Annotated in this window: 18 protein-coding genes and 3 pseudogenes; 11 read left to right on the top strand and 10 right to left on the bottom strand. The window is 56.3% G+C overall.

What is annotated here, in order from left to right:
- Positions 1–203: 203 nt before the first annotated feature.
- Entirely contained in the window at positions 204–2,201 is a 1,998-nt protein-coding gene (locus tag BUB23_RS16835) for a BCCT family transporter (RefSeq protein WP_073104999.1), read from the bottom strand.
- Positions 2,202–2,500: 299 nt separating this feature from the next.
- Between BUB23_RS16835 and BUB23_RS27400 the strand changes: the two are divergent.
- Together BUB23_RS27400 and BUB23_RS16845 are read left to right on the top strand one after the other, a co-directional pair.
- Positions 2,501–3,222, top strand: a pseudogene (locus tag BUB23_RS27400) (IS3 family transposase); the annotation flags it as partial.
- A 682-nt stretch (positions 3,223–3,904) separates the two neighbouring features.
- Positions 3,905–4,630 carry a reverse transcriptase domain-containing protein gene (locus tag BUB23_RS16845; protein ID WP_245801306.1) on the top strand — a complete coding sequence of 242 codons (726 nt, stop codon included), beginning with the start codon at positions 3,905–3,907 and terminating at the stop codon, positions 4,628–4,630.
- 237 nt (positions 4,631–4,867) lie between these two features.
- On the opposite strand, the gene tnpC is transcribed toward BUB23_RS16845, so the two are convergent.
- The 3 genes from tnpC to BUB23_RS16860 form a co-directional block, all read right to left on the bottom strand.
- Positions 4,868–6,424 carry an IS66 family transposase gene (tnpC, locus tag BUB23_RS16850; RefSeq protein WP_073105005.1) on the bottom strand — a complete coding sequence of 519 codons (1,557 nt, stop codon included), beginning with the start codon at positions 6,422–6,424 and terminating at the stop codon, positions 4,868–4,870.
- 79 nt (positions 6,425–6,503) lie between these two features.
- A complete protein-coding gene (tnpB, locus tag BUB23_RS16855) occupies positions 6,504–6,839 on the bottom strand; it encodes an IS66 family insertion sequence element accessory protein TnpB (RefSeq protein ID WP_073105008.1) in 336 nt (111 codons plus the stop codon).
- The gene (locus BUB23_RS16860; protein WP_073105011.1) at positions 6,836–7,231 is read right to left on the bottom strand and encodes a transposase; all 396 of its coding nucleotides are present in this window, start codon (positions 7,229–7,231) and stop codon (positions 6,836–6,838) included. The genes tnpB (BUB23_RS16855) and BUB23_RS16860 overlap by 4 nt, the downstream gene beginning before the upstream one ends.
- Positions 7,232–7,369: 138 nt before the next feature.
- Here BUB23_RS16860 and BUB23_RS16865 point away from each other — a divergent pair.
- Positions 7,370–7,834 (top strand): annotated as a pseudogene (locus BUB23_RS16865) (IS3 family transposase); the annotation flags it as partial.
- On the opposite strand, the gene BUB23_RS27845 reads toward BUB23_RS16865, so the two are convergent.
- The 3 genes from BUB23_RS27845 to BUB23_RS27190 all read right to left on the bottom strand — a co-directional run bounded on the left by BUB23_RS27845 (position 7,792) and on the right by BUB23_RS27190 (position 9,503).
- A complete protein-coding gene (locus BUB23_RS27845; RefSeq protein ID WP_073105014.1) occupies positions 7,792–8,010 on the bottom strand; it encodes an IS4/Tn5 family transposase DNA-binding protein in 219 nt (72 codons plus the stop codon). The pseudogene BUB23_RS16865 and the gene BUB23_RS27845 sit on opposite strands and share 43 nt — an antisense overlap.
- 87 nt (positions 8,011–8,097) lie before the next feature.
- Positions 8,098–8,778 (bottom strand): IS4 family transposase, encoded by a 681-nt coding sequence (locus BUB23_RS27185; protein ID WP_218599046.1) that lies wholly within the window; start codon positions 8,776–8,778, stop codon positions 8,098–8,100.
- Positions 8,742–9,503 carry an IS4/Tn5 family transposase DNA-binding protein gene (locus BUB23_RS27190; RefSeq protein ID WP_218599048.1) on the bottom strand — a complete coding sequence of 254 codons (762 nt, stop codon included), beginning with the start codon at positions 9,501–9,503 and terminating at the stop codon, positions 8,742–8,744. The genes BUB23_RS27185 and BUB23_RS27190 overlap by 37 nt, the downstream gene beginning before the upstream one ends.
- Before the next feature lie 164 nt (positions 9,504–9,667).
- On the opposite strand from BUB23_RS27190, the gene BUB23_RS27850 reads away from it, so the two are divergent.
- The 6 genes and pseudogenes from BUB23_RS27850 to BUB23_RS16910 all read left to right on the top strand — a co-directional run bounded on the left by BUB23_RS27850 (position 9,668) and on the right by BUB23_RS16910 (position 15,361).
- Positions 9,668–9,847 carry a lysis system i-spanin subunit Rz gene (locus BUB23_RS27850; RefSeq protein WP_073105017.1) on the top strand — a complete coding sequence of 60 codons (180 nt, stop codon included), beginning with the start codon at positions 9,668–9,670 and terminating at the stop codon, positions 9,845–9,847.
- Between the two features lie 558 nt (positions 9,848–10,405).
- Positions 10,406–12,805, top strand: a complete 2,400-nt coding sequence (locus tag BUB23_RS16885) for an autotransporter outer membrane beta-barrel domain-containing protein (protein WP_178372331.1) — start codon at positions 10,406–10,408, stop codon at positions 12,803–12,805.
- Between the two features lie 108 nt (positions 12,806–12,913).
- Complete coding sequence (gene tnpB, locus BUB23_RS26490) at positions 12,914–13,654, top strand: IS66 family insertion sequence element accessory protein TnpB (protein ID WP_084136086.1); 741 nt, start codon at positions 12,914–12,916, stop codon at positions 13,652–13,654.
- Positions 13,655–13,711: 57 nt separating this feature from the next.
- A complete protein-coding gene (locus tag BUB23_RS16900; protein WP_073105022.1) occupies positions 13,712–14,365 on the top strand; it encodes an IS66 family transposase in 654 nt (217 codons plus the stop codon).
- 235 nt (positions 14,366–14,600) lie between these two features.
- A pseudogene (locus BUB23_RS16905) lies at positions 14,601–14,789 on the top strand (transposase domain-containing protein); the annotation flags it as partial.
- On the top strand, positions 14,789–15,361 hold the full coding sequence (locus tag BUB23_RS16910; RefSeq protein WP_073105025.1) for a plasmid pRiA4b ORF-3 family protein: 573 nt from the start codon (positions 14,789–14,791) through the stop codon (positions 15,359–15,361). The pseudogene BUB23_RS16905 and the gene BUB23_RS16910, both read left to right, overlap by 1 nt.
- A 384-nt stretch (positions 15,362–15,745) precedes the next feature.
- Here the strand turns inward: BUB23_RS16910 and BUB23_RS16915 are convergent, their stop codons facing one another.
- Positions 15,746–16,996 carry a putative Na+/H+ antiporter gene (locus BUB23_RS16915; RefSeq protein ID WP_073105028.1) on the bottom strand — a complete coding sequence of 417 codons (1,251 nt, stop codon included), beginning with the start codon at positions 16,994–16,996 and terminating at the stop codon, positions 15,746–15,748.
- A 116-nt stretch (positions 16,997–17,112) separates the two neighbouring features.
- On the bottom strand, positions 17,113–19,014 hold the full coding sequence (locus tag BUB23_RS16920) for a potassium transporter Kup (RefSeq protein WP_073105031.1): 1,902 nt from the start codon (positions 19,012–19,014) through the stop codon (positions 17,113–17,115).
- A 687-nt stretch (positions 19,015–19,701) separates the two neighbouring features.
- Here BUB23_RS16920 and BUB23_RS16930 point away from each other — a divergent pair.
- Positions 19,702–21,081 (top strand): chloride channel protein, encoded by a 1,380-nt coding sequence (locus BUB23_RS16930; protein ID WP_073105036.1) that lies wholly within the window; start codon positions 19,702–19,704, stop codon positions 21,079–21,081.
- 5 nt (positions 21,082–21,086) lie between these two features.
- A complete protein-coding gene (locus tag BUB23_RS27855) occupies positions 21,087–21,254 on the top strand; it encodes a hypothetical protein (RefSeq protein ID WP_425439557.1) in 168 nt (55 codons plus the stop codon).
- Positions 21,255–21,261: 7 nt separating this feature from the next.
- On the opposite strand, the gene BUB23_RS16940 is transcribed toward BUB23_RS27855, so the two are convergent.
- Positions 21,262–21,684 (bottom strand): HAD family hydrolase, encoded by a 423-nt coding sequence (locus BUB23_RS16940; protein ID WP_281255561.1) that lies wholly within the window; start codon positions 21,682–21,684, stop codon positions 21,262–21,264.
- Between the last annotated feature and the right edge of the window lie 80 nt (positions 21,685–21,764).

The following is a 21,764-nucleotide window of genomic DNA, read 5'->3' on the forward strand; positions in this document are numbered from 1 at the left end:
ATTTTCGTTGAGATGGCTGACCGTGAATTGCCGGCTCGTCATGAATAGCTCCTTGAGCCAGCACTCCTATATCAAACTACGAAATTTTGGGAAGCGAAAGAATTTTCATAAAGATGAATGGGTACTTTGAAGCCGACGCGGCATCGAACTGATCAGCTCCCCTTTTCGTCATTTGGGGGAGCTGATCAGCTTATTGCCGTGAATTATGAACCCGAGAGCTTGATCTCTGCAGGCGCGGCCACCGAGCCATGAACTATATGCAGATACTGGCGATGGCGCTCGTATTGATCCAGGACATCACCGATAACATCTTCACGGCTCCAGCCCATAATGTCATAGTCTTGACCGCCCTCTCGCAGGAAAACCTCGGCACGAAAGAAGCGACGCTCTTCCTCGTCATTAACTTCGTCTGGAGTCAACACGGGCCGGACTTGCTCCAACGGCCACACCGCATAGCTAAAGTCCATGACATCTCCCTGGTGGAGTACTTCCAGACGAATTTCATCGTTTTCGCCCTTCTCGTACACCTCAACCTCGTAGTCCTGCTGACGAAGTTCCTGCGCTACAGCATGCATAGCGGGAAGCACAACATCATTCATGAAAAACAACACATGCTTGCGCTTGGGCATCATCACCATATTGCGCAAGCGTCGTTGCCATGACTGACCATTGCTTAATGGCTGGGATCGCATCACAGTCTGATAGCGAATACGCTGCTTAGTGGCATCTAACTTAAGCGCCTTGAAGAGTCCCCATATCGAAAACAATAAAATGACGGAAAACGGTAACGCGCTCGCGATAGTAGCAGTCTGAAGTGCCTTGAGCCCGTTGGCCAGTAGAAGCGCTATGGCGACAGCACCGATCAGCAACGACCAGAAAATACGCTGCCATACGGGAGAGTTCTCGGCACCGCCTGACGCCAGCAGATCGACGACGAGCGCGCCAGAGTCAGCCGAGGTAACAAAAAACACAACCACCATGATGATAGCGATGAAGGATGTAATACTGGCCAACGGCAACTGCTCCAGGAACAAAAATAAAGCGAGCGAACTGTCTTGAGCGACGGCTTGCCCAAAGTCCTTGATGCCGTCGATCAGAATGAAATGAATCGCGGTGTCGCCAAAGACGGTCATCCAAAACAAAGTGAATCCTGCGGGGACCAACAGCACACCACGTACAAATTCGCTTATGGTGCGGCCGCGCGAAATACGAGCAATAAACAAGCCGACGAAGGGCGACCACGCGATCCACCAGCCCCAGTAAAACAGCGTCCAGCCGCCAATCCAGTCATTAGGCTCGTAAGCATACAGATTGAACGTTTTGGTCACGAGGTCGGACAGGTATGAACCCGTGTTTTGCACGAATGTCTGCAATATGAAGACAGTGGGACCCAGTATCAGCACGAACAATAACAACAAGACGGCCAGTGCAAGATTCGTTTCTGAGAGGATGCGTATACCGCGATCCAATCCGCTTGCAACGGAGATCGTCGCCAGCGACGAGGCGACGATGATTAGTATCACTTGCATGGTGACGCTTACTGGCACGCCAAACAGATGATTCAGGCCACTGTTGATTTGTGCAACTCCCACCCCCAGCGATGTGGCGATACCGAAAACCGTACCAATGATGGCGAAAATATCAACAGCGTGTCCGATAGGGCCATGTATTCGATCGCCTATCAATGGGTAAAGCGCTGACCGCAGCGTTAGCGGCAAACCGTGTCGATAGCTAAAAAAGGCAAGGATGAGCCCGACAATGGCATAGATCGACCATGCATGCAGGCCCCAGTGGAAAAACGTTATTCTCATGGCCTCGCGGGCCGCATCCACATTGCTGCCTGTACCAACGGGTGGACTGAGAAAATGCATGACTGGTTCGGCCACGCCAAAAAACATCAGGCCAATACCCATTCCCGCCGAAAACAGCATGGCGAACCAGGTGACGCTTCGGTAATCCGGCTGGCTGTGATCAGGCCCCAGCTTGATGTCGCCATATCGGCTGATCGCCAAGTAGACGACAGAAAGCAATATGATCGCCACCGTTAGAATATAGAACCAGCTCAGTTTCTCGAGTATCCATGATTGAACCATATTGAACACGGATTCGGCAGTGGCCGGCGCAAAAACGGTCAATAGCACTATGACCAGCATAAACGCGGCCGAAGTGATAAATACGGGTGGATGTAACGTTGTTTTCATGGATGCCTCTCATTACTTTCGCCCACTCTGGTCTGATGGCGCTTTTTTGATGTTGAAAACCTTAACCGACTTGGCCATTGAAAGTGTGATTTCCAGTGTAACGCAACGAGTGCTGCGTCAACGTATCTGGCTAATCGGCCCTGCCCACCGCTTTGAATCCTTCTTCGCTCAGATCATTTCGCGGAAATTGCTCGGTTTCGTAAAGAGTTAACCGTCATGATGACCCCCCTAAAACACGTGACCTTGCCCCGGTTTCACGTACAGCAGGAATTGTTTAAATTCTTACTGTACGGAGAGTGATGATGAAAGAGAAAAGTATTGGCAAGAGGGAGTACACCGAGGAGTTCAAGGTTGAAGCGGTTCGCTTGGTGGAGTCCGTTGGCGTGAATGAAGCAGCCCGAAGGTTGGGTGCTCCCACGGCCACGGTGGGCAACTGGGCTCGTCGGGCGCGCAAGGAAGGTTCTGCGACGTCGGTGGCCCTACCTGGCCTGTCTAAACGCCCCATCTCAGAGCTGGAGGCCGAGAACAGCCGACTGAGAAAGGAGCTGGCAGAGGCGAAATTGGATGTTGAAATTCTAAAAAAAGCAACGGCATACTTCGCCAAGGGATCGCGATGAAGTATGCCTTGATCGAACAAAACCGCGGCCATTACGCAGTTAGCCGTTTGTGCCACCTTTTGTCGGTATCTCGTTCTGGTTACTGCCAATGGCGAACGCAGCCACCGAGTTCTCGGGCTAGGGAAAACGCGTCGCTCGATGCTCGAATCGCAGTGATTCATCGTTAGAGCAAAGGCAGCTACGGCAGGCCCAGAATCATACAGGCGCTGCGCCAGCAAGGCTTGCGTGTTGGCAGCGAGCGGGTACGCCGCAGTCTGTTGCGCCAGGGTTTGAATCCGGTCTACAGACGCCCTTACCGGGTCACAACCGATTCGAACCACAAACTGCCGGTTGCTCGAAATGTGCTCCAGAGGCGCTTCGATGGCTGGCATCCGAATCAGGCGTGGGTAGCGGACATTACGTATGGTACGCCCAGACAGCGTAGCCCGCCCATACGGGGGTAATGCTGCTTGAGCATGTTTGGAATGCATTACCTGGAGAAGTTGATGGAGCAGTACCAGGGACATGCCCTTTCTCTGCTGTGAGAGGAAGTGAGCCGAAGCGGCGGTGACTTGCCGACACTGGCAAGGTGACGTAGTCCGTGGGAAACGGGGCTTGCGGCGAAGCGGTTACGCCAAGATGAGTCTCTCGGCTGAGCATGGGACGGTTGAGGAACACGAACCTGTTAAATCGCATCTGAGGGTTGAAATGTCACCCCTGCCCACACCGCTTTACGGGTAGGACGCGAATTGTCGTCGGTCACACGTATGGCCCGGCGGCACGAAGACTGTCTGAGTATGTATGTCCGACAGTGTGGAACTACGGGGAGCGCGCAGCTAGACCGTGGTGTTTGCGACGACTTGCGACAAGCAAGGATAAAGACTGCGACAGGCAACCTCACCCATGCGTTGAGTCCAGCATGTGAACTGGGGAAGGCTTGCACAAATGCCAAGGGAGTGTGCCCCCCGATGATGTGCGGGCTGGCGGAGCCCGCGTAGTAGTCCGAGGCTGGGAAAACCAGCCACATGGCGAAGGCGGACCGTTTAAATGGTTTGTTGGGTTGATTAACTGACCGTAGTGAGGTGAAGACCTTTGATAATCAGTGAAATGCAAAGCAAACTGGCGACATGGTCGACGGAGGGCAAAGAACGCAAGTTCGATCGACTCCTTAGGCTTGTTGCTGACAAGTCTTGGCTGAGTGAAGCGGCCCGCATTACGCTGGCTTCCAGCGGGGCTCGCACGCCGGGCATGGACGGGGTCGATAAACGCATGATGGAGGCACATCTCCATAATGAACTATCGACGATACGCGACGGCCTGTTAGCGGGCTCGTACAGTCCGCTGCCCGCACGACGCGTGTATATACCGAAAGCGAACGGCAAGCTCCGACCACTCGGCATCCCGAGCCTACGGGATCGGATCGTGCAACGGGCCATGCTGATGGCCATGGAGCCGATATGGGAAAGCGATTTCCACCCGGCTTCCTATGGCTTCAGACCGGCCCGTAGCGTCCATCATGCGATTCGTACGGTGAAGCTTCAGTTACAAGACGGTGGTGAACAAAGTGTCGCCGGACGCTGGGTTATTGAGGGCGACCTTGCCAGCTACTTCGACACCGTGCATCATCGCCTGCTTCTGAAGGCGATTCGTAAGCGGATCGCCGATCAGCGCTTCCTTGCCTTACTCTGGAAATTTATCGAGGCGGGCTGCGTTGATCGCGATCTGTTCCGTGCTTCGAGCGAAGGCGTGTTCCTCAGGGCGGTGTCATCTCACTCCTGTTATCCAACATCATGCTGCACGAGTTTGACTTGTGGATGGAAAGGAACTACCTGAGCAAGAAAGGGCGCAAAGATCGGCGGGCGTGGAACTTCGGTATTCTCAAACAGCGTCCCATTGCTGTACGAGAAAACCGGCAATGGAAACCAGCAGTTGCCTATTGCCGGTATGCAGATGACTTTGTTATGGAGAGCCGGATGCGCTGAGAGGTGCACGTCCGGTTCGGAGAGGAGAGGCGTAAGCGCGTGGGGAACACAGATTGACACGCACGCCATGGGCGTGCGTTGTCATTGATCAGATCGAGGGTTGCCAGTGATGCGGCAGCAATTGGTCGATCTGGCTGGCCTTGTGGGTTGGCAGACGCGTGAGCACATCTTTCAGATAGGCATACGGATCGTGGCCGTTTAACTTGGCCGACTGGATCAGACCCATGACGGCGGCGGCCCGTTTTCCAGCGCGCAAGGAACCCGCGAACATCCAGTTCGATCTTCCTATGGCAATAGGCCTGATTTGCTGCTCGATATGATTGTTATCGATGGGCAATTGTCCATCGTCCAGGTAACGCGTGAGCGCCACCCAGCGCTTGACGCTGTAATCGAGCGCTTTGGCCGTCGCTGAGCCGTCGGGCACCAACAGGCGCTGGCCTATCATCCAGGCATGCAAGGCGTCTGTGATGGGTTTCGCGTAATCCTGCCGGAACTGACGTCGATCCTGGCTCGACAGAGACTTGATATAGCGCTCGATGTCATAGAGCATGCCGAAGTACTGCAGGGCTTTACCGGCCAGCTGGCTTTGATGCTTGGCGTGCAGATCGAAGAACTTACGACGTGCGTGCGCCATGCAACCGATTTCGGTAATGCCTTCGGTAAAGGACTTCTTGTAGCCCACGTAGTCGTCGCAGATGAGCTTGCCGCGCCAATCACCGAAGAAGGCGCGGGCATGTTCGCCCGCGCGCCCCTCGGCGAAGTCGTACACCACGCCACGCAAGTCCTCGAAGGCCCCGGGCGCATAAGCCCACAGGTACGCTTTATGGGTTTTGCCACTACCGGGTTTGAGCATCTGTACTGGCGTCTCGTCAGCGTGCAGGACTCGGTGGGCAAGCATCGCCTCGCGCAGTGCATCGACCAGCGGCTGCAGTTGCACACCGCACACGCCTACCCATTGCGCCATGGTCGAGCGCGACAACGCCAAGCCGGCACGTTCGAAGATTTTCTCCTGCCGATACAGCGGCATATGATCACCATATTTGGCCACCAGCACCTGGGCAAGCAACCCGGCAGTGGGCAAGCCCTTGTCGATCACGTGTGCGGGTACCGGCGCCTGGGTCAAGGTTTTGCACTGGCCACACACCCATTTGCCACGGATGTGGCGCTGCACGCTAAAGAGCCCCGGCGTGAAGTCCAGCTTTTCGCTGACGTCTTGGCCGATGCGCTCAAGCCGGCAACCACAGCGGCACAGCGTCGATTCGGGTTCATGGTAGTGATCCGTGCGTGGGAACGAGGCTGACAGGGCGGCGCGTTTAGGCTGCTCGCGCACCGGCATCGGGGCCGTGGCGCGTCCCGCCAATTGTTCCAGCTCCAGTTCAATGGCGGCAATATCGGCGCACACCGCCTCATCGAGCAGGCTGCCTTGCACGCCTTGGAAGTGTTCGCTTCTTTTACCGAACTGGTGCCGGCGCAGCACCGCGATCTCGTGCGTCAGTTGTCCGATCTTGGTGTCGCGGTAATGAATCTCCTGATCCTTGCGCTCGATCACGCTGTCGCGTTCAGCCAGGCTGGCCATCAGGCCGCTGGCCAGCTCGCGCAATTGCTGCGCGGTCAGTTGGTCGAGAGGTTCAGAGGCCAGATCCATAGCCCCCCAGTGTGCCAGAACCGGTGGCGCGCAGCCATTGGCGAAGGCCCGGATTGCCAAGGCGGCGCCGCCTTGATCACTATAAAACGGTAATGATGCCCCCCGGGCCGATACGCTGCCACGGCAAGCCCAGCACCAGCGCGTCCACCTGCTCATGACTTAATGCCACGTAGGGCGCGTCTGGGGCGCGTGGCCACACGAAGCGCCCCTGGTTCAGCCGACGCGCCGCCAGCCACACGCCCACGCCATCGTGCACCAGCACCTTCATGCGGTTGGCGCGCCGGTTGGCAAACAGATACGCATGGTGCGGGTGCGCCGCCCCAAACACCTGCACCACTCGGGCCAGCGCCGTGTCGGCGCCCGCGCGCATATCCATGGGGCCCACCGCCAACCAGACGGCGTCGATACGGATCATCGCATCACCTCGCGCAGCCAGGTCGCGCACTGTTCGGACTGAGCCATTGGCCAGCATATCGAAGCCTTCAAACCGTTGTACTGCAACTCAATCACGATCTCTTCGCGGGCCTTGGCCGTCGGCGCTTCAGGCTCGGGCAACTGAATCGGTATGAATTGCGCAGCCACATCACGCCGCAAAACGGGTACGGGCGCAGGCGCCGGGGCGCCGAAGCGTTCATGCTCCTGAATCCATTTGCGAAGCAGGTTCGGATGCAGATCGTGTGCCCGGGCCACCGCTGCGACGGAGACGCCACGCTGCTGACAACTCGCAACTACCTCGAGCTTGTACTCGTTGCTGTACTGGCGCTGGCGGCGCCGGCCTTCTTGTGCTTGAGGCTCGTAAGGATGCATTACTCCACCTAGTAGGATGAGTTACTCCACCAAGAAAATAGTGGAGCCGCCATCCTCTACGAACTGCCTTCGATCTTCAAGATGGTTTTACCGGACGCTCACGGAGAGGCGGGGAAATAGTTCGACTACGCCTTGTCTCTTACTCTACTGGCCACTGGTCAGGGATGGCTGTATTTGGCTGCTGTACTTGATCTTGCCACTCGTCGGATAGTGGGCTGGTCGATGTCTGAGAGGATTGATGCCGCGCTTGTCTGCCAAGCCCTGAAGTCTGCCTATTGGCAACGAAAGCCGGCACCGGGCCTGATCCTGCACACGGATCGCGGCAGTCAGTATGCCAGCCATATGCATCAGAAGCTGGTATCGCAGTATGGCTTCGTGATGTCTATGAGCCGCAAGGCCAATGCTTGGGATAATGCGCCAATGGAGAGTTTCTTTAAAACGTTGAAAGTGGAGAGGCTTTATCGGGTCCATTATCGTGATCGCCAGCAAGCTCGGCTCGATATCGTGGATTGGATAGAAGGCTTTTATAACCGACGACGCCTGCATTCCTCGAACGGGTTTCAGGCCCCGGTCACTGATGAAGCCATGTTGAAAGCAGCATAACTTGGTGTACGTGGAAGCGAGGCAGGGTCAGAACCCCAAAGGCTCGATATGACCTGCTTCAAGCGTTTATCCAATCGCTTGTCGCCAAATTGGCTATCCGCCAATTCATGCGTTATCCAGGTTCGGTCATTGACGGTATCCGAGAGGTGGCTCACGCTAGGGATTAACGTATGCATGATGCTCTCAATTACCTATAATTTACTTTAACTAAATAATATTCCTAGTTGAAATTGTGGGTAATTGAAAGGTTCACCGGCTTGCAATTACCCACAATTCTTGACGAGCTGCGCGCCCAACAGCAAATCGCTAAGCCGACGCATTCCTCTCCAGATAACCAAGTTGCCCGGAGGTGGATCATGCGTCCGCGCCAGATAGCCGCCAAGCCGGGCCAGGCAAATCAGATATTTTGCCAGACATGACTGCTGCGATAAGGGCTTGCGCCACTGTTGGGATAGCTGGGTCAGCACGAATCTTTCGTCTGTTGTAAACGCTAGCCCTGGTGGCGCTCTGGGCGCCGAGCGATGAATCATGGTGAGCCAGAAGATTCGCCAACTGACGATGCAACACAGCGCAATGAGATTAACGCGCCGTTGCGCCGTGCGCAGCTTGGATTGTTCGATCCGGCAGCCTGATTTCAGGATGTAGTGGAACACCTCAATTTTCCAGCGCAATGCATACCATCGTAGCTTCTCAATCGCCTCGGTCCGCGTGCGCACCGGCATGTCAGTTACCAGCTTCCAGTCGATCGGATCTCGCCCTTTAGGCTTATCCTTTTCTCGCGCATGGATAACAGTAACCGTCAATTCAGGATATCGGCTACACTTTGCGCGCGACGGCAAAAGACGCAATCGCCGAAACGTCAATGCCAACCGTGCCTCGCACACCCGTCCGTTCTTATCTCTGAACTCTACCTTGTGCACGCCCCTGCTACGTACAGTGCGCATCTCCTGCGCCACCGTGTGCGCTGATCGCCACAGAGCCGATCAGCGCAGGTGCGCACCAGAAAGTGTGTACCCAATTTTTGAGCGGCGCAGAATAATTCGTAGATGTCGCTTTCACGATCGCCCACGTGGATACATTGATCCGGACATCTCAGCAATTCTGTTGATTGCTGCACGTTCTGCAACCAGCGGATACTTTCCTTCTGCTCAATCGGTACACGGGTTGGATTGACCTTGCGTTTGAGGGCATTAGTTCCCTTGAATTTATTGCGCGTCCAGAATTTAACAGCAGCTATCCCCAGAGGCAGTCCCTCGGGAGTGACGACAGGGCTCGAATGCATCAATAGGCCGCATATCGTTTTACGCGCCACCCGACTGAGCAGCCCTATGTCACCCTCGTTACTGCCATACGAAATCTCCGTCGTATCGTGCAACACGAGCAATGATCCTGGCGTTGATTGGACACGATCACGTGTGCAGTGCATATGCCCGGACAAAATCGCCCATTCATCAACACGCGGATTCGAAAAGAAGCGATAGGCCGCCTTCGATTGTGCTGCGTCTTGGCAAGCAAAGGGGATACTCGGTTCACCGGCCGTCGTGATCTGTTTGAGAACCTGGCGAAAACGCCGGGCCAAACGCGCATCACAGAACTCGCACTGCGCAGTTGCGCCTTCCTGTTCCGCCCTGGCATCTGCACTGAATCTCGCATTTGATAGCGTCGCCATTCGAATGACCTCCGGGATCGTCCGTATGGCAACAGAATACAACCTACTTAAACCAACTCATTAGAAATCATAAGCAACTAACTGATATTTTTGGGTAATTGCAAGGTTCACCGGATGCTTACCATTTGCCAGCCCCAAGTCCACTAGTTTCAGTACGAGGTGTTTTGTGGCTCAAGGAAAAACAGGATGAAAACGAAAAGCTTAACGCCGCTGTTGCTGCCGGCACTGTGCGCCTACGCCTCGCCGCGACCTGCACCACGGGCGTGGACGATGGAGGAACCGCAGAACTTAATGCTACTGCTCGACCTACTTATAACGCCCTTCGCGCCGGAATAGCTAAATAGCTGGCAACGATATTGGCACTGCAGGCGCTGCTTAGGAAGGCGCGGCTATCGGGCGACTGAGTGCAAACCGGCATCTGGAGACGGTGACGCTGGCCGACGTGAAATTCAAAATATCGTTGTATAAATACAACGACTAGTAAATTATGTAGTAGTATAGTTCGGAACTCCGCAATTCTGGAACCCCAGGTTTGGCGCGGAAACCTTCTTTCCGCCATAGGCTCCAGCATGTACAAGCATTCCCTTTTCTGCGCATTAACATTCAGCATTGTCATATTTTCGTATAGCGCTGGTGCTATCGCCACGCCTATTGCTTCCGGTTGCACCGCCAATGGCGAAACTGTCAGCTGCAGCAATTTGCAAATTACTCTTTCGAATCAAACGATCTCGATTGGAACGGCATCCTCGCCTTCTAATGCAAGCGGAATCATTGGACTTGCCGTTCTTGATGTTTCGGGAATCGAGATTACAAATTACGGAAATATTTCCGGATTCCTTACTGGTATCCTTAATGCTGGAACGATCGATAGTTTCATTAATTATGGTTCGGTGACGGGGGGCTTGGCCACTGGCATTGCCAACTCTGGCACCATCACGGTACTGAGCAATTTTGGCTCCATAACAAACGGGACGTTTCCGGGCCTCAACAACCAGGGCACCATAACCACACTGAACAATCTCCAAGGCGGCAGCACGCCACTTATCATCATTTCTGACGACGCGACCAGTCCTGTTCATACCCAGCTGCCCAAGAATTACAACATCATCATCAAGAGTCCATCGGAATACGGTAAATTAGCCGAAGGTGGCGGCGGCACATCTACAAGTACGATGAATTTCGGCATCTATTCCGATTCCGTCGTGGCGGCCGCCACGTATTCCTCGGTCCTCGATGGCATACTGGCCAGCAATCTGGCCAACACCCAAGGCGTGTTCGGCGCCTACGACTGGTCCCTGGTCAATTCGTCGGGCACTCTTTGGGACCTGATTTTCACGCCCGCCTTCATCCCTCCCGCCACGGTTCCCAATATCGATCGCGGCCTGTCCTTTACGCTCGCCGACATAGGCACCGCCGCTCAGCCGGTGTTCGATGGGGGCAGCCTGACGCTCGCCGCGGGGAACAGCTCCAGCCAGGCGTTTGCCGTGCAAGGCGCCGGCGGCGTCATCACGGCGCCCGCCAACGGCACGGCCAGCCTGTCGGGCGCCTTCTCCGGCGCCGGCGGCCTGACCTTCGAGGGCGCGGGCGAGGTGGTGCTATCGGGCAACAATACCTATAGCGGCGGCACCACGGTTGCGTCGGGTGCGCTGGGCATTGCGGGCGATTCCGCCTTGGGCACAGGAGCGGTTTATGTGGCGGCCCCGGCCATGCTTCATGGCACGGGTACCATTGCCGGCCCCATCACTGTGGCGGGCACCTTCAAACCGGGCAACTCGCCCGGCTACATCCGGGCCAATTCGAGTGTCACGATGGTGAGCGGCAGCACGTATCAGCAGGATATTGCGGGCACCGTGCAGGCCAGCGGCACGTCTCCGGCGGACACGGGCTACTATTCGTTCCTGTCGACGGGCGGGCAGTTTGCCATCGGCGCCGACACGACCCTGAGCCCGCGCCTGGCTGATCTGTTCACTCCGTCCGAGCCCGGCTACGGCAGCGCCGCCTACACGCCGGCGCTGGGCGACCGGTTCCGCATCGTCACGGCCGACGGCGGTATTGCCGGGCGCTTCTCCACGCTGACCCAGCCGGCGCAGCTTGCCCCCGGCACCCAGTTCATCGCGTTCTACAACCTGGCCGACAGCAACAGCCTGGACCTGGCCCTGGTTCCCACGTCTTACGCCGCGACCCTGTCCGCCGGCAATGCCAACACCCGCGCCGCGGCCAGCGCGCTGGACCAGATGCGCGACCTGAATCAATCGGGCGCGGCCAGCGGTAGGCAGGACGAGGTGCTTTACGCCGCCTCGGGCCAGAACGCCGCCAGCCTGGCTTCCTTCACGCAGTCTTTGTCGGGCCAGGTCTATGGCGCCACGCTTGCCGCCGCGCCGCAAGCCGCGCTTCGGCTGCAGCAGGCCGTGGTCGCGCGCCTGGGCGAGTCGCGCGCGCAGGCAGGCGCCAGCCAGGGCTCATCGGCCCAGGCAGTCGCGCCCGATGGCAAGGTCTGGGTCGATCTGGTCTACCAGGGCGGCCACCGCTCCGGCGACGACTACGCCAGCAGCCATTCCAGCAGCCTGTTCCAGGCCGTGGTGGGAACCGACACGCGCCTGGCGCAAGGCGCGACGGTGGGCGGGGGCGTCGCCTTCTCCAATACCAGCGTCTCGGCCAGCCAGGGCTCGGGCACCGTGCAGGAAGGTTCGCTGTTTCTGTATGGCAATCTGCCGGTTCAGGACTTTGTCGTCGATGGCATGGCCAGCTTCGGCTTGACCACCACCGACGCATCGCGCCACAACCTGACGGGCTATGGCGGCAAGTTCAAGGCAAACGACGCCTGGGGCAACAGCGCCTTGCTCAGCGTCGGGATCAGCCGCCCATGGGCATGGCAGGACACGGTGCTCACGCCGTACGCCCGCCTGACCTGGCAACGGGTGGCCCAGTCATCGTTCAACGAGGAATCCAGCCCTGCCGCGCTCGATATCGGGCGCTACACGGGCAATGGCGTGCGCGGCGTCCTCGGGCTGGCCGCGGGCTCGCTGGCCTCGGATCCGCTGGCCGAAGCCTACACCTATAAGGCCTATGCGGGCGTGGGCGCGGATGCGGGCGGGCTGATCCGTCCCCGCCTGGATGCCGCCCTTGGAGGCATTGCCACCACGATCTATGCGCCCACCGTGGGCCGCACGTTCGTTCAGGCGGGCGTCCATGGCACGGCCCGCTTTGCGCGCAACGCCTATGCCTACCTTGGCGTATCGGGCGAGGCCCGCCGCGGCGCCACGCTGGGCGCCGTGAATGCGGGCCTGCGGGTGGCGTTTTAGGATAACGTGCTGCCGCGCCGGATCTCGGTATGCGTCCGGTGAACACACATTGAGTCGCGCTGTGTGATACGAGAAGATCGCGTCCACGATAATTAAGTGGACACGATAATGAGCGCAGACTCTCTTAACTCGAGCCGACGCAGGCGCACCTACACGCGACAGTTCAAGGCCGAAATGGTGGCGCAATGTTTGCAGGGCGATGTGTCGTTGGCATCGCTTGCGGTGGAGCACGGCATGAACCCCAATGTCTTGCATCGGTGGGTCACAGAGCACGAGCGCTACGGACATCACATCTTAAGTGACGATGATCGGCACGAGCAGGGCACAACCGCACTCAGGGTTTCCACGCCTCAGTCCATCACCCCGTTTCTACCCGTGCCTCTGAGTCCAAGCCAGTCACCCGTTGGCAACGAGACCGTCCGTCTGGAGCTCAAGCGTGGTGCCACGACAGTGTGCGTATCCTGGGCCGGTGAGCGCCGCAGTGCAGTGCGCCGAGCTCCTGCGCGAGTGGTTGCGGTGATCCGCATCGACCAGATCTGGCTGGCAGTTGATCCGGTGGACATGCGCAGCGGCATGGACCGACTGCTGGCTCGTGTCGTGGAAGTCTTCGGCGCTTCGCAGCCCCATCACGCCTACCTGTTTGCCAACCGTCGAGGCACAAGGCTGAAGGTACTGGTGTGTGACGGCTTCGGCATCTGGTTGGCCGTGCGCCGCCTGCATCAAGGTAGTGTGCACTGGCCACGGCCCGGTGACACACAGATCGAGCTCTCTGCTGAACAGGTACGCGCCCTGGTCGTTGGCCTGCCGTGGCATCGCTTGGACGAGTATGAGTCGATCGCCCTCTTGTGACCACGGATTTGCAATCCGGTGCAATCCGAATGGTGCGCCGCTCACAGGCATGGCATCATGGCGGTCATGTCTGTGAAATCTGTTCCTAATCTCGATCAGCTTGATGCCAATGCCCTGCGGGCCTTGGCCAGGCAATTGATGGGTGAGTTGGATGAGACCCGCCAGGTGGTGGCCACGCAAGCTCACGACATCCAGTTCAAGGAAATCCACATCCGCAAACTCACGCATGAGATTGCGGTGCTGCGCCGCTATCGCTTCGGCAAGAAGAGCGAACAGCTCGGCGGTGAACAGGGGTTGTTGCTGGAGGACGCGGTCGATGCCGACATCGCTGCCATCGAGCAGGAACTGATCAATCTGGGCGGGCAGCCCCCGGGGCAAAAGGCTGTTTCCCAACCCACGCGTCAGGTCTTGCCACCGGAACTGCCTCGTATCCAAGTTCGCCACGAACCGCACTGCACCACGTGTACCTGCGGCTGCCAGATGCAGCGCATCGGCCAAGACATCACCGAGAAGCTGGACTACACCCCTGGGGTGTTCAGCGTCGAACAACACATCCGTGGCGAGTGGACCTGCCGCCAGTGCGAGATCCTGACTCAGGCACCCATGCCGGCACAGATCATCGACAAGGGAATTGCTACCTCGGGTCTGCTGGCCCATGTGCTGGTAGCGAAGTACGCCGATCATCGTGTGTTACGAACACAGCCTCCATAGCAGTAGGGGGAGCTGTGGAGCTTTATTGAGGATGAGGGATGGCCCCTCGGAGTCGGTTTGCAGGAGCAGGCTCCAAACCACCTCAAGCTGCTTGGGTAAAGAGCCCTGGTGGTGAGCGTTGAGGAAAAGGCGCGGCAAGACTGCGTCAGGTACGGTACAGAGAGACAAATGAAAATGAACCGCGGATGTGGTCTCGAAATGTATATAGATAGCGTCGAAACCGGGCCCCAATGGGGATGCGGGCGGCGAACGTGCGGCAACCATGTATAGCTTGCTTGGTACAGCCAAGTTGAACGGCGTTAATCCCGAAGCATACCTGCGTCATGTCTTGACTGTGATCGCCGATCACCCCGTAAACCAGATCGATACGCTATTGCCGTGGAAGCTTGCCGGACAAGTGCTACCGCTTGATAGGGCTGCGTAATGGTGGCCAAGGTCGTTGCGCTGCAAGGTCAGGCCATGGTGCTGCGCATCGAACTGCGCTACGTTCAGCCGATTATCCACCGCACCATTGTGGTTCCGAGCCGCATCACATTGCCCAAGCTGCACGTCACGATCCAGCAGGCCATGGGTTGGCTTGGTGGGCACGTGCACGAGTTCGTCATCGACGATACACATTACGGCGAACCCGATCCTGACTACCCTGAGCCTGATCTGAAAAACGAAAAACGCGTGCACTTGGACAAGGCTCTGGGCCTTCGTCGCCAGTTCGATTACATCTACGACTACGGTGATAATTGGGCACATCGAATTCGTCTGCTTGAAGTGACGCCCTTCAGCGGCCCGCTGGACTCCCCCTGGTATCTGGACGGAGCCAATGCATGTCCGCCTGAGGATGTGGGTGGGGAACCGGGCTACATGGAGTTCCTGCAAGCCATGTCTGACACCGATCACCCTGATCATTCGCAGATGATGCAATGGCATGGTGGCCCCTTCGATCCGACCGCCTTCAATCTGCAAGAGGTCAATGAGCGGTTGATGCAGGTTCGAATTTAAGGCAAGACGGTACTGACCGGGCCGTTACGGATCTCGACACCCTGGACGAACAGCAACTGCGCGCGCTGGCGCGCAAGCTACGGTAATTCCTCGAACGGGTTTCAGGCCCCAGTTACTGCTGAAGCCATGTTGAAAGCAGCATAACTTGATGTACGTGGAAGCGAGGTAGGGTCACACACCATGCTCTAACGAATGCAGATCGCGCTCGAGGTGTGTTCGCCGGAACGTTACCATGGGGTGGCGCCGAATCATCTGGCGGAACGTTTCGCGGCTCGAAGACGGGCCGGGCATACAGTCCGTTTCGGATCTAACGGATGAGCAGCCCCGAAGACCTTGACGTGGCAGTGACCGCTACCGTCATCGCATGGCTTGGTAGCAGCGACGCTATATTAAGAAGAATATCGCCGCCACGGCGGTGGGCAACAGCGCACCCAATAGCAAACCACCAATTCCAATTGCGCCGTCGTCAAAACCGTCTCTCAGCAATGCTACTCCGGCAGGATTAGGAGCATTGGCAATCACCGTTAGACCGCCACCAGCTACCGCTCCAGCAACGAGCATGTACTTCGAGTGATCTGACATGCCTTCGATTAATGAACCGAGGTAGGTGAGCGCCGCATTGTCGGTAATCGCGGTAAGGCCAAGCGTCCCGAAGAATAACGCCGTGGGTTCGAGGCTTGATACGATTGGCTGAAGCCACCATTGTTGCATGCCGCCCAATATCACCAAACCAGCCAGAAAAAAGCCCACCAGCAGGCCTTCTCTAAGAATCAATGGGTTTTGGTATCTGGCATAGGCTTGGGTGTAACCTAGAAAAAAGAGGAAAATTCCGACGAAAATATTGGGATGGTGGGCCGAGACCACCACCGCAGCAAGAAATGCCAGATGTATCGCAATAACAAAAGCGGGTACCTTAGCTTGGACTTCATTACTACCGTCAGCGCTCGGATCTGATAGATGGGGCCGCAATAGCAGCGTTAGGGCTGTGGCATTGATCAGAACAGCAACCACTGCCCTCCATCCAAAATTGGCCACCATAAAAGCGCTATCCCAATTCCAAGTTGCCGCTACCATTAGTACGGGTGGGGCTGCGAACGAGGTCAACGTTCCACCGATAGAGATATTGACGAAGAGCACGCCCAACGCACCATATTTTTTCCATTCGGGAATGCCCGGGCGAAAGACAAGCGGCGCCAGCATTAAGGCGGCCAGTGTCATCGCGGCCGGCTCCGTAATAAGCGAGCCTATAAGAGGAACCAAAGCGAAACAGAGCCACACATGCGCCACGGCCGTTCTGACGGGAGCCCCCTTTGCTACAGTACCAATTAGTCCATGAACTGCTTCCAAAATCGGGCGAGATGCTGCGATGACCATGATAACGAAGACAAATAATGGCTCGGTGTACTGGCGCGACTCCGCGTAGTCAAGCGCTTCGGCCCCGCCCACAACGAAGGCCATCACGGCAATTAAAACTGCCGCCCACAAGCCGAAAACGATTTCTATTTCCCCTAGCAAGTGAAATAGTCCCGCATGCCTTTGGCTTCGGTCAGCTATCCGCTCGAATGATTTTGCGGCGAAGGTATGTACGAGCGCCAGAGCAAAAAGAGCAGCTGCAATGATATCTATGTGGTTCATGGAGTTAAGTGCCAATTTTTCATCATCTAGTGTTAATACAGAGATTTTTTATAGTGTAAAAATAACACTACAAGTGGAATTGTACCGTTCTACCTCCGTCCGCCATCCGCGATATCCTATACTTCCTGTTGCATCCCCATCTCGACCACACGGTTCGGAGGAATCTTGAAAAACCGCGTACTGGCCGCTGAATTACGCGCCATAAATGCAAATAGGGTTCGCCTCCAGCGCGATATCAGTGACAGCTTGTGCACTACCAAAACTGTCTGCCTCGATAGAAAATAGGAGACTTGCAACGGCTCCAGATTCAGTTCAGGATGCTCTTTGGCCATTTGTTCGAGCATCTGCGGTACGTGGGGATCTTGTTTAAAGCCCCATGTCGCAGTCGCCTGCCAGCTCGACGGGCTCAATCGCTCCAACTGGTATCGTTCGTGGGCGGGGACATAAGGAGCGCCGGCGCTCTGAACAGTCAAAAACAGGACCTGCTCGTGCAGTACCTTGTTGTGCTTCAGGTTATGTAATAAAGCCGGCGGCACCGTATTAACGATCGCGCTCATAAATACGGCAGTGCCGGGCACACGTATTGGTGGATACGCCTCAAGCGATGCCATAAACTCTTTAAGAGGCTGTTGACCGTCTGCCAAGGCCTCATGCAATTTATCTCGTCCTTGTTTCCATGCGAGCATAAGCGCCAATATACTCAATCCAATTCCCAGAGGCAGCCAACCGCCTTCAAGAAGCTTTAGGGCGTTTGAGGAGAACAGCAGCACATCGATCACCAGGAAAACGCTCAGGAGAGCAAACCACAGCGCTCGTTTTGGTCCCTTAGAATTTTTCGGCAGTACCATAAAAGCCAAAAGTGATGTCATTAGCATCGTCCCCGTGACAGCAAAGCCATATGCATGGGCTAGGCGATCGGAAGAACCGAATCCAACGATTAGTACTACTACCGCCATAAACAATAAGCTATTTACGCGCGGTAAATAAATCTGACCTTCTTCACGTACTGACGTGTGTTGAATAACCATGCGAGGCCAATAGCCTAGCTGCACGGCTTGCCGCGTAATAGAGAATGCGCCGGAAATGACAGCTTGCGATGCAATGATTGTCGCAAACGTCGCCAAAACCACCAGAGGAATAAGGCCCCAAGAGGGAGCCATTAAAAAGAATGGATTTTTGATAGTCGTGGGATCGGCTAAAAGCAATGCTCCTTGCCCGAAATAAGAAAGAATCAAGCCGGGCATGACAACACCAAACCAAGCTCGCCGAATTGCCGGGCGTCCAAAATGGCCCATATCGACATACAAAGCCTCTGCGCCGGTTACTGCCAACACGATTGCACCCAACAATAAAAATACTTCCCATGGCGCATCGCCAATGAAGGAGATGGCCCAAAATGGATTAAGTGCGCGAAGGACTTCCGGTGTCTCCGAAATGCGCCAAACGCCTAATACGCCCAAAGTTAGGAACCACAGCAACATGATGGGGCCAAATAACCTGCCCATTGCTCCGGTGCCCCGCGACTGTATTACAAATAACGCAGTCAGTACGATGAGTGCTAACGGCACAACCCACTCATCAAATCTGTGAGAAACGACACTGATGCCTTCAATGGCCGAGAGTACGGAAATAGCCGGTGTGATGACGCTATCGCCATAGAATAATGAAGCGCCGATAAGCCCAAGGATTGTGTATACCCATTTCTTGCGTCCCGACAATCTGCGGATGGCTAGTTCCATTAGAGCCAAAATTCCGCCCTCACCTCGATTGTCAGCCTGTAAAATGCAGACGACATATTTGAGCGAGACAACGATCATAAGCAGCCAGAACAAGAGCGATAATACGCCCAGAACATGCTCGGGATTCAGAACGGCGAACCCCGAAAGGGAAACTTTCATCGCATACAGGGGACTCGTGCCAATGTCGCCGTACACGACCCCCAAGGCGCCTAATAGGATCGCTGTGCTGGGTGAACGAATATCGTCGTCCGTACCGACTGGAGCGTCCTTGCTATTCATTTAGCAATCGTTGCTGCATCAAGAGATTCCACCATTAAAAAATGGCAATATAGCATTGATGACCATATGCAGGGCCCCGCACCCTATAGTTATTTACGCAATTTTCTTCTATCCGGACAGCACTCCCAGCAGGTGGTCCAAGGGGGTGACATGCAGTTCAAGGCTGCGGCGCTTTTCATATGGGTATCGCGCATCGACTCGATCCTGTATTCAAAATACAAAATAAGATGTTCGCCTAAGGAAATCGCTCACGAAAGCGGTACGCGACTCTGTATCCTTTTCGATCAGGCGGGACGCGGGATAGACTTTGGGACAAAGTATGCGACTTAGCGCGAATTCTTTGCAACTCCCCACGAAGGACACTAGCTAATTGGTCTTAATTCCTACTTTTACAAATTCGACTCCTGCCGGGGCTATCTCTCCCCCGGTATTCAGACGTTGCGTATAGTTCATGCGATGAATCAAGTCCGCCCCACCACCCGCCGTGACGACCTCGGAATTATGTGCTCGTAGGCCGTCCGCCGATTCACCACCCAGCTCACGACTCATGAGACCGAGAAATAGGGTCGATTAAACTATCCCGTATGGAAAAAAGCCCGAGGGCCATGCCGGAGAGTCATATTCGACGGATCTCTCTTCGAGCGGGAAATTTTCCGACGGCGGTTCGTTTTACTAAAGGAATTCTGAATGCTGCAAACATGGTTGTGGGCAAGGTTCAAGGGCGTCAAGCGCACGGTGTCGCGCAAGACGAGGCAAGTGCATCGTTTGTCACGTAGAACGATTCAATTTAGCCTGGTTTTGGTGGGAGCCGCGCTCGTCTCCTTCGTTTCGCTGGGGTTTGCGGAACTGGTCGACTTGGCCTTGGCCTTGAATCACCGGTGGCTGCAGGCGGCGCCCTGGGCGGTTTGGCTGATCCTGCCTTTCGGCCTGGCGCTCTTGCGATGGTGGACCCTGCGGTTTGCCCCGAATGCCGGCGGCAGTGGAATCCCGCAAGTCATTGCCGCATTGTCGCTGCCTGCGGATTCGGGCAGGCGCTCGCTGGTAGCCTTGTCTCAAGCGGCCTGGAAGGTGCCGTTGACGTTTCTCGGGCTGATGTGTGGCGCATCAATCGGACGCGAGGGGCCGTCGGTGCAGGTCGGAGCGGCCTTGATGCTGGCGTGGGGCCAGGCATGCAAAGCTCTGGGGGTGCCGCTGAAGGGGATTCATACAGAGGAACTCATTGCGACTGGGGCGGCGGGCGGACTGGCGGCGGCATTCAATGCCCCACTGGCTGGCGTTATCTTTGCCATCGAGGAATTGGGGCGCGGCACAGCCTTGCGTTGGCAGAGGCTTGTGCTGATTGGCGTACTTGCCGCTGGCTTTATTGTCGTCGCCTTCGCCGGCAACAACCCATATTTTGGGGAATTTACGGGGCAGGCATTGACGCATGATATGCTTGGCTGGACGTTGTTGTGCGGCGTGGCTTGCGGAGTGGGAGGCGGACTTTTTTCCTGGCTGCTTAGCAAGGGGGCCGCTTCATTCGCCCCATCGATCTGGCGTGGTTGGATACGCAGGCATCCGGTATGGCTGGCTTTCATCATGGGGCTGATTGTCGCGGTGCTGGGAACGCTGACCAACAACAGCGTGTACGGAACGGGCTACGGCGTTGCATCTACCGCTTTGGCCGGACAGCAATTGGAGTCAGCGGGGTTTGGCCCGGCCAAGTTGCTTGCAACCGTTGCGTCTTACTGGGCCGGCATTCCAGGGGGGATTTTTACCCCGGCCCTCACCACCGGGGCTGGCATCGGCGCTGAATTGGCGAGCTGGGTGGGGGGCGTGGCGGATCAAAAGGTGCTTGTGCTGTTGTCCATGGCCGCCTTCCTGGCGGCCGCGACGCAGTCCCCATTGACGGCAAGTGTCGTTGTCATGGAAATGACCGGCAGCCAGCCGATGCTGTTCTGGCTGCTGGTCTGTTCCCTGGTCGCGTCAATTGTCTCACGCCTATTTTCGCCCCTGCCCTTTTATCATCATTCCGCGGGTCGATTCAGGCAGCAGGTGCGCGAGGTGGATCGAGCCCAGGCTAAATAAAAGTCATCCTCTATACTGCTACGTATAGAGACGGCGAGACTGATACCCAGCTTTTTCCATTCGCTGATTTTGACCAAGAAACGCTTATCCAATTTCTCGATCAAAACAACTCGAAGCTCATAATCAGGAGCCACCTTCTTGAGAAGGGCAAGCGGGGCAGTGTATTCCCCTAGCAACTCATTATTTATGACGACAGAGAGACGCTATACCCGAGCCTTGCCGAGCAGTTGGCAGATACGAATCCCAGACACCCACTTGCCCTAGCATGGACTGTAACTTACCGGGCGTACTACCCGATGCGAGGCAGCACTGCAGCCCGATCAGTTTGATGGAGACCAAGGCCTGCCTTATTTCTGGTACTGGACGCAGTTCGTCGCGAAAAGCCAGACCCAACGCCTGCTTATATTGATCCGGCAGATCGGGAGGCAAGGTCACGCCATATTCGAGTTCCAAAGACGCCCACATGGCCTTGTCCGGGTCACCTGCAAAGCGCCTGGCAACATCAGCGGACGTTATGGCAATGCCGAATTTCGTCAATACGCGGACTTGAGCTTGTGCGACGATCATTTCGCTGTTAATCAGGACGCCGTCACAGTCGAAGATTACAAGGGTCGGATCAGTCCTATGGGGCTTGCCGGCTTTTTATTGGCTCGTGGCAACTCAACATTCTGACTTCGTGACAT

It is taken from the genome of Pollutimonas bauzanensis (assembly GCF_900129885.1).
GTDB classification, from domain to species: Bacteria; Pseudomonadota; Gammaproteobacteria; order Burkholderiales; family Burkholderiaceae_B; genus Pollutimonas; species Pollutimonas bauzanensis.